The 7,785-nt window shown below is 62.6% G+C and carries 8 protein-coding genes; all 8 read right to left on the bottom strand.

Going from position 1 to position 7,785, the window contains the following annotated elements:
• Window positions 1-368: 368 nt before the first annotated feature.
• The gene (locus ACLHHB_RS10935) at window positions 369-1,115 is read right to left on the bottom strand and encodes a fumarylacetoacetate hydrolase family protein (protein WP_410218315.1); all 747 of its coding nucleotides are present in this window, start codon (window positions 1,113-1,115) and stop codon (window positions 369-371) included.
• Window positions 1,112-2,041 carry a sugar kinase gene (locus ACLHHB_RS10930; protein WP_410218314.1) on the bottom strand — a complete coding sequence of 310 codons (930 nt, stop codon included), beginning with the start codon at window positions 2,039-2,041 and terminating at the stop codon, window positions 1,112-1,114. Before ACLHHB_RS10930 ends, ACLHHB_RS10935 begins: the two co-directional genes overlap by 4 nt.
• Window position 2,042: 1 nt before the next feature.
• Window positions 2,043-2,963, bottom strand: coding sequence for an NAD(P)-dependent oxidoreductase (locus ACLHHB_RS10925; RefSeq protein WP_410218313.1), 921 nt, complete (start codon window positions 2,961-2,963; stop codon window positions 2,043-2,045).
• Entirely contained in the window at window positions 2,960-3,691 is a 732-nt protein-coding gene (locus tag ACLHHB_RS10920) for an amino acid ABC transporter ATP-binding protein (protein ID WP_410218312.1), read from the bottom strand. Before ACLHHB_RS10920 ends, ACLHHB_RS10925 begins: the two co-directional genes overlap by 4 nt.
• 52 nt (window positions 3,692-3,743) lie before the next feature.
• Window positions 3,744-4,532, bottom strand: coding sequence for a transporter substrate-binding domain-containing protein (locus ACLHHB_RS10915; protein WP_410218311.1), 789 nt, complete (start codon window positions 4,530-4,532; stop codon window positions 3,744-3,746).
• Window positions 4,533-4,553: 21 nt separating this feature from the next.
• Entirely contained in the window at window positions 4,554-5,207 is a 654-nt protein-coding gene (locus ACLHHB_RS10910) for an amino acid ABC transporter permease (protein WP_410218316.1), read from the bottom strand.
• Between the two features lie 4 nt (window positions 5,208-5,211).
• Window positions 5,212-5,880 carry an amino acid ABC transporter permease gene (locus tag ACLHHB_RS10905; protein WP_410218310.1) on the bottom strand — a complete coding sequence of 223 codons (669 nt, stop codon included), beginning with the start codon at window positions 5,878-5,880 and terminating at the stop codon, window positions 5,212-5,214.
• A gap of 68 nt (window positions 5,881-5,948) precedes the next feature.
• Window positions 5,949-6,962, bottom strand: a complete 1,014-nt coding sequence (locus tag ACLHHB_RS10900; RefSeq protein WP_410218309.1) for a LacI family DNA-binding transcriptional regulator — start codon at window positions 6,960-6,962, stop codon at window positions 5,949-5,951.
• Window positions 6,963-7,785: the final 823 nt, after the last annotated feature.

Genomic DNA, 7,785 nt, shown 5'->3' with positions numbered 1-7,785 from the left:
TGGCCCGGGCGGTGAAACGCGCACTGGACAGCGCCGGCATCGACATCCCGTTCCCGCAGCGCACGCTCAGCTTTCTGGAGCCGGTGCCGCTTGAGGATCGGCAAGGAGAGCAAAATTAGACGATCACGCTCACTGCGTTCCTAAAAGCGCAACTCTACGGAGCTAGTCGCTCATCCACGGGAATGCCACTTTCGGGCCCTTAGCGGACGCTCAAATCGGGCCAATGCCGCAGTCCTGCATTCTCAGACTGGTCATTCGTCGCGGCGTCAGCACCTCAGTGAGGTCAGTGGGTGTTGGTATCTGCGCCGAGGGATCGACACCAGTCTGCGGTGTGGCACTTTGCAACAATAGCCGCCTGACAGATCAATCTAAATGGCGCGGGAAAAAGCAGCCCTCACCTTGATCGACCTGAACGATGCAAGGGCGTTACGCGTCCCGCGAAGTGGGATCGGCCCGATGCGGGCTCCGGTAATGATGACCGTGCCTGCGGAAAGCTGCATGCTCTGCCCTGCGGCATGGGACGCGAGCCAGGAAAGGAAACCTGCCGTCTCGGACAGAGTTGGGGTCTGCTCTGACGCGGCGACCGCGTGCCCATCCAGAGCCAGTGTCAGGCCGAGCGGCTGGTCCAGAAGGCTTTGCCAGTCGCGAATGGGGCTACCCAGAACGATGGCCGCCGAACTGAAGCCGTCCGCCATCGCCTCCAGCGGTTGCACGAAGGTCCGATCATTGTAGCGGGATGAAACGATTTCAAATGCCAGACGGACCTCCGCAACGGCCGCGAGCGCGGCGGCTGGTGTGGTGCCAGCTGGCAAGTCGGCACCGAGGATGAAGGCGGTCTCAACCTCGATCGCCGCATCGTGGGGCAGTGGCCCGAGGGTAGAGCCGCTGGTTACGACCTCGCTAGCGGGCATCGCGGCGGTGTGACGGTCGCGGCCGCCTAGAAGGGCCATCTTCCAGCTGGCGCGGCCTCCCAAATGGCGCATGACTTCGGACTGCACAGCATAGGCAGCAGTCGTATTCGGAGGCGGGGTCGGCAAGCCCGCAGGCCGCGGGGCGCCGGCGCGAACATCCAAAAGGACACGCGCGGCGGCCTTTGGATCAAAGGTTGGGTTCATGCGGACATCTCCTTGATTGCGGGCATGGCATGGCACGGCAGGATGGCGCCCTGATGCAGGACGACCTGCGCGGCAAGGCCGGCGGCGCGCGCAATAGCATCCGGGGGTGCAAGGCCGGCCTGACGGGCTGCCAGCCAGCCCGCGTTGAAGCTGTCGCCCGCACCGGTGGTGTCCACGGCCGTGCGGCGGGGTGGCAGCGGCCAGCTGTCGAACGTTGTCGCGCCTGTCGCTCGGTGCGTGACCGCATCGCCACCGGTGGTCAGGACAATTTCCGCTGCGGTCAGGTTCATCAGCAGGTGCATCGCCTCTGACGGATCTGTGGTCCCGAAGCAGTCTGAAACGTCGTCCAGCGAAGGCAGGATCAGCGTTGCCCTCCCGGCGGCCCGTCCGATGACCGCCCGTGCCGTCCCAGCATCGAGCCAGAGCGCGGGCCGGTAATTGGTGTCGAGCACGATGCGCGCGCCCTCGGCCCTGCGGCGCTCCAGCGCATCCAGCAAAGCGGCACGCCCCTCAGGCAGCAACATCGCCAAGGTCACGCCAGAGAGGACCAGCGTATCAGCTCCATCCAGTGCCGCCAGATCCTCTGGCGCGGAAAACAAACGGCGGGCGGGTGACTGGTCGCGCCAATAGGTAAAGCTGCGCTCGCCCCGAGGATCTGTGGTGATGAAGCTGAGCCCTGGACGACCGCCCGGCTGCGTGGCGCAAAAATTGGCGATACCTTCTTCGGCCAAGGTACCTCTCAAAAATCCACTCATCGCGTCGTCACCCAGGCGCGACAGATAGCCGACACTGCCGGGGGCGGTTAGCCGGGCTAGATAGACTGCGGTGTTCAACATGTCGCCGCCAGCACGGCGGTCGAAACGTCCCGGTGTTTCGGGACAGTTGGTGAACTCGATCAGGGGTTCGCCAATGCAGAGAAAATCCATCTCAACGCTCATACGGGGTTGGTAGAGGGCGCCCCGCGACATGTGCCGCGATATTGTCCAGAACCAGGGTGGCCATCGCGGCGCGGGCCGCATCTGTGGCTGAACCCAGATGCGGCGTCAGCACGCAGTTCGGCGCGTCGATCAGGACTTGCGGCACGTTCGGTTCGTCCTCGAAAACGTCCAGCCCGGCACCAGCGATGGTGCCCGCCCGCAAGGCGCAGGCAAGTGCATCGGCATCGACAACCGGTCCGCGAGCGACGTTCACAAGGATGCCGTCGGATCCCAAGGCCCGCAGCACCGTTGCGTCGACAAGACCACGAGTTTCTGCGCCGCCCGCGGCGGTCACGAACAGCAGGGTGCAATCCTGCGCCAAAGCCTCCGCATCGGTCCGAAACCCGTCGGGGGAATTCCGCTTTTCCGAACGTGCGGTATAGAGGACGTCCATTCCCAGACCGCGCAACAGATCGGCCAGTCTGCGACCGATGCGACCATAGCCCAGGATGCCTGCGCGCCCTTCGATTACTGGCCTGCCGAGCGCGGGCTTGTCGCCCCCGGCCCATGCCCCGGCCCGAACAAAACGATCGCCCTCGGCGATGCGGCGTCCCGTGGCCAGCGCAAGACCAATCGCCATTTCGGCCACAGCTGAGGAGAGCACGTCGGGTGTGGTGGTCACAAGGATGCCACGACGGCGGGCTTCGACCAGATCGACCGCGTCGACGCCGACGCCGTTTACCGCGATCAGTTCAAGCGACGGCAACTGGGCCATCTGCGCCGCCGATAGGCCCAAAGCGCCCGAGGTCAGAACGATCCTGACATCCTGTGCCGCGTCCATGTCGTTGATCACGTCATAATTGGCTAGCAGTTTGTCCTGCATCGCGGCGGGCTTCAGCGAGGCAAGGGCCAAAACCTTGGGACGGCTCACGCGATCTGCCCCAGGAAATTCTGCAGGCGCTCGTTCTGCGGATTACCGAAAAATGCCTCCGGGGCGTTCTCCTCGACGATGACACCCTTGTCCATGAAGATCACTCGATCAGCCACGGCGCGCGCGAACTCCATTTCATGTGTGACGCAGAGCATGGTCATCCCCTCACGGGCCAGATCGATCATCGTATCCAGCACTTCCTTGACCATCTCGGGGTCCAGCGCACTGGTCGGCTCGTCGAACAGCATGATGCGGGGTTTCATGCACAGCGCTCGGGCAATCGCCACCCGCTGCTGCTGGCCACCCGACAGTTGGGCGGGGTATTTGTCAGCCTGCTCGGGGATCTTGACGCGGTCGAGATACTGTCGCGCAATCGCCTCGGCTTCGGCGCGGGGGATCTTGCGGGACTTCATCGGCGCCAGCATGCAGTTTTCCAGCACCGTCATGTGTGGAAACAAGTTGAACGACTGGAAGACCATGCCGACGTCCTGACGGACCTTGGCAACGTTATCGTCGCCGGAAAGCGCGATCCCGTCCACGACAATCTTGCCGGACTGGATCGCCTCCAGCTGGTTGATCGTGCGGATCAGGGTAGACTTGCCCGACCCAGATGGGCCGCAGATCACGATCCTCTCTCCGCGCTCGACGGTCAGGTTGATATCGACCAGCGCATGGAAGGCGCCGTAATACTTGTTGACGGCGCGCATGGTGATGGCGTGTTCGGTCATCGGGGCTCCCCTAAGGCAAAGGCGCCCGGCTGTGTGGGCCGGGCGCATCCGGTCATTCAGCAGTCTTGACGAACTCCGGCAGCGGCTCGCCCAGCCACTCCTGGTGGATAGCATCCAAGGTGCCGTCGGTGCGTGCCTCGATTACGAAGGCGTTGATTTCCTCTAGGAGCGCGTCGGAATCCGGCGCCACCGCGATGCCCTGCACCTGGCTGGACAGGTCGAACTTCTTGTCAAAGCGATCTCCCGCCACACCGGCGATCTGGGAAAAGACCACGTTCGATAAGCCGATCGTCTGCACCTGCCCCGACATCAGCGCCTGCACCGCGCTGGCGTCGTCGTCGAATCGGCGGATCTCGGTGCCCTCGAGGGCGACCTCGGTCACGCCTGTATCCTGCGTCGAGGCGCGGGCGACCGCGATCGACTTGCCCGCCAGGTCTTCGGGGCTTGCAACTGCGACATCAGTGCCGCCGTAGACGCCAATGGCGATACCTGCATAGGGGGTTGAAAAGTCCACGCGCTCGGCTCGCTCGGGAGTAATTCCCAGCGAGGCGACCAGCACGTCGACCTGGCCTGACAGCAGATAAGGGATGCGGTTCGGGCCGGTGACGGGAACAATCTGTGCCTCGACCCCTAGATGTTCGGCAAGGGCCTTGGCCACGTTAGCGTCATAGCCGTCGGGATTGCCCGAAGCATCTTGGATGCCGAAGGGCGGGAAATCGACCAGCATGCCGATGCGGACGGAGCCCGCATCCCGAACAGCCTGCAGGTCGGCAGAAAGCGCCGGGGTGGCAATCAATGTGGTGGCGGCAAGGGCCGCAATCAGACGACGAGTCAGTGTCATGGTATTCTCCTCCTCAAAAAATCAGCGCGTGACGGCAAGACGCATCTGTGCTTCCATCCGGCGGGCCAGCAGCGACAGCGGCCAGCACAGAACGAAGTAGAGCGCGGCCACCGTCCCGAAGACAAGGAACGGCTGGAATGTCGCATTGTTGACGATCTGACCTGCGCGGGTCAGCTCGGTGAACCCGATGACCGAGGCCAGCGATGTGCCCTTGATCAGCTGCACCAGAAACCCGACCGTGGGAGCGGTGGCGACACGCATGGCCTGCGGCAGCACGACATGGCGCATCCGGTCCCGGTAGGACAGGGCCAGCGCGGTTGCAGCCTCGGACTGGCCTTGCGGAACAGCCTGGATGGCGCCGCGCCAGATCTCTCCTAGAAAGGCGCTGGCATGCAGCGTCAGGGCGACAGCGGCGGCCAGCAGTGGATCGATGGGCAGGCCCAGCACCGCCAGGCCGAAATAGACTAGGAACAGCTGCATCAGCAGCGGGGTTCCCTGAAAGACCTGGATGAAGGACATGGAAAGCCAACGCAGCGCCCGGCTGTGCGAGGTGCGCGACAATGCCAGAACAAGGCCTCCGGCAGCGCCCCCGACAAAGGCGATGATCGACAGGATCAGCGTCCAGCGGATCGCCATGGCGATGAAGATCAGGTCGACGGAGGAAAACTCGCGGATCATCTCAGCGCCCCGCCGGATAATTGAAGAAGACCCGTCGCAGCGTCCCGAACAGCGTCGAGAAGCCCAAGGCCAGCAGGAAATACATGATCGTCAGCACCAGATAGATCTCGAAGCTGGCAAAGGTGCGGGCGTTCAAGTCCGCCCCGGCGGCCGCAAGGTCGTTGGCCGAGATGACCGACACCACACTGGAGGTCAGCATCAGGTAGATGAACTGGCTGGTCAGCGAAGGATAGATGTTGCGTAGTGCCGGTTTAAGGATGACATGGCGGAAGATCTGCGTCGGCGTCAGGGCCAAGGCGCGCCCGGCTTCGATCTGGCCTTGCGGGATGGATTCGATGCCGGCGCGGATGATCTCGGTCCCATAGGCGCCAACGTTGACCACCAGTGCAACCATCGCCGCGGTGTTGGGCGACATGCTGATGCCCAAGGCGGGCAAGCCGAAAAAGATGAAGAATATCTGGATCAGGAACGGCGTGTTGCGGATCACCTCCACATAGACATCGACGATCCAGCGCAGCGGTCGGATGCCCGATGTCTTGGCGACTGCCCCCAGGATCGACACGACCAGCCCGATGGCCATGGCCGCGAACGACAGCTGAATTGTCAGCCAAGCGCCATAGGCTAGCATGTCCAGATTGTCGATAACCGGCTGGAAGTTGAAGCGATACATCTGCCCTCCCCTGCGGATGTGTCTTTTCCTGCGACTTAGAACGATCTAAAATGCAGATTGCCTGTGTGTCAACCGATTTTCGTTCCAGAGCTTTCGCGTGCCGTCAGCCTTGGGGCATGAATGAACCTCTCGATCGGCCGTTCCGGTTCGGCCAAGCGTCGGGTCAGCAGCCGTGCAGCCTCGCTGCCGATCCGCGCAGGGCACATGGCGACGCTGGTCATCGGCGGATAGGTCAGTTCCGCCAGCGGCAGATCGTCAAGGCCAACGACAGCGATCTCCCGTCCCGGCTGCCGATCTGCGCGTCGCAACCCCAGCATAAGTCCTGCTGCAAGAACATCGTTGAAGCACAGCACCGCCGTCGGAAGCGACGGCAACGCAAGCAAGGTCTCGGCGGCATGAGCTGCGCCCTCCCAGGTCAGGTCGGCTTCGACAATTCCCGCATCGACCGCACCGTTCTTCGCCAGTGCCAGTGAAAAGCCCTTTAACCGCTCAGCCTTGGCCGACGTCATCGCGCGCACTGACAGAAAGGCGATGCGCCGGTGCCCCAATTCTGTCAGATGCTGCAGCGCCATGGCGACGCCTGCGACATAGTCCGCGCCAGCATAATCCGTTTCCTGCTCTCCAACCTCGCGCAAAGCCTGCACCATGGGCAAGCCCCAGCGCTGCATCCGCCCCGGCAAGGCCGCATCCGTCCCCGCCGCGGGGCAGAGGATCACACCATCCACGCCATGCCCCCGGAACCGCTGCAGGATGTCGTCTTGGCGCTCCGGCTCGTCTTCGCTATTGGCAAGAAGCACGACGCGGTCCTGCTCACGCATCACCTGCTCGACGCCGGTCAGGAATTCAGTGAAGAACGAGTTCACCAAGTTCGGCACGATCACACCCACCGTCCGGCTACTGTTGTTGCGCAGTCGAGCGGCGCCGATGTCGCGGACATAATCAAGATCGGCCATGACCTTCTCGACCTTCACACGCGTGTGCTCCGCCACCAGAGGGGACTGTCGCACAACAAGCGAAACTGTGGCGCGCGAAACGCCAGCAACCGAAGCGATGTCTTCTAAGGTGGGTCGTTTGGTGTTCATAACGCTACTTCCACAGACAAGGCTCTTTGGTTATCGGATTCGAACATAACGTTGAAGTGCGGGTTACGATCTGCACTGTTCGGCCGATGTTTCTTTGAGGTCCAAACAGTGCAGAAACCTCCGAAGGTCACTGGCGGTCCTTCGAGTCGACAAGCGCGCGCACTCCCTTAGGCTCACAGTGTAAGTGTCCGCTTTGGCCCGTCCTGCAGTCGCCATGCCGCACCGCCGTCAATCGGGTCCCCCCCCCCCCGCGCGTGCACTCCTAGGAGGGTGGCTATCCGAGACAGGTGGGCGACGTAGCACACCGAGTGTCTGCTTCGGCCAGATCCAGCGCGTGCTCTGCCGCACCACTGACAGACTGCTTTCCGCCCTTTTAGTCGCTGTTGGTTTGTACCCTCCCCTGTCCCGAAGGGCCGCAAGTTCCTCAGCACGCGCAGGTGTAGGCTCAACTCACCCGCGTCCGGAGTCGATCGCTTCTGCTATCTGCCAAAGGCGCTATGAGCGGATAGGGTTCAACCGCAGGCCCGTCAGCCGTAGAAGACCCTCAGATCCAACCAAACACAGGCCTCGCAAAATATACAACAATTTGAATGCCAACTAAGCTGTTCACCGTTTCGGCGCAGTCATCAGCTCCGGAGAAATACGGCGTTGGAGATCAAAATCAGGCTTCTCTGCGCCGCGGCTGGTGAACAGCTTCACCCGCACAACCCTCGAACACATCGAAGAATCCCGCCAGCGCCGGGTATAGAGACTGGCTTGTCTAGGTTAAATGGCGGAGACGAAGGGATTCGAACCCTCGAGGCCCTTTCGAGCCTGCACCCTT

It is taken from the genome of Paracoccus sp. (in: a-proteobacteria), assembly GCF_046462195.1.
Taxonomy (GTDB): Bacteria; Pseudomonadota; Alphaproteobacteria; order Rhodobacterales; family Rhodobacteraceae; genus Paracoccus.
This window is presented reverse-complemented; position numbering and strand designations above follow the sequence as displayed.

Coding starts and splice junctions, on each gene's coding strand:
- ACLHHB_RS10935 (WP_410218315.1), bottom strand. CDS start 1,115: ATGAACCCAACCTTTGATCCAAAGGCCGCCGCGCGTGTCCTTTTGGAT.
- ACLHHB_RS10930 (WP_410218314.1), bottom strand. CDS start 2,041: ATGGATTTTCTCTGCATTGGCGAACCCCTGATCGAGTTCACCAACTGT.
- ACLHHB_RS10920 (WP_410218312.1), bottom strand. CDS start 3,691: ATGACCGAACACGCCATCACCATGCGCGCCGTCAACAAGTATTACGGC.
- ACLHHB_RS10915 (WP_410218311.1), bottom strand. CDS start 4,532: ATGACACTGACTCGTCGTCTGATTGCGGCCCTTGCCGCCACCACATTG.
- ACLHHB_RS10905 (WP_410218310.1), bottom strand. CDS start 5,880: ATGTATCGCTTCAACTTCCAGCCGGTTATCGACAATCTGGACATGCTA.
- ACLHHB_RS10900 (WP_410218309.1), bottom strand. CDS start 6,962: ATGAACACCAAACGACCCACCTTAGAAGACATCGCTTCGGTTGCTGGC.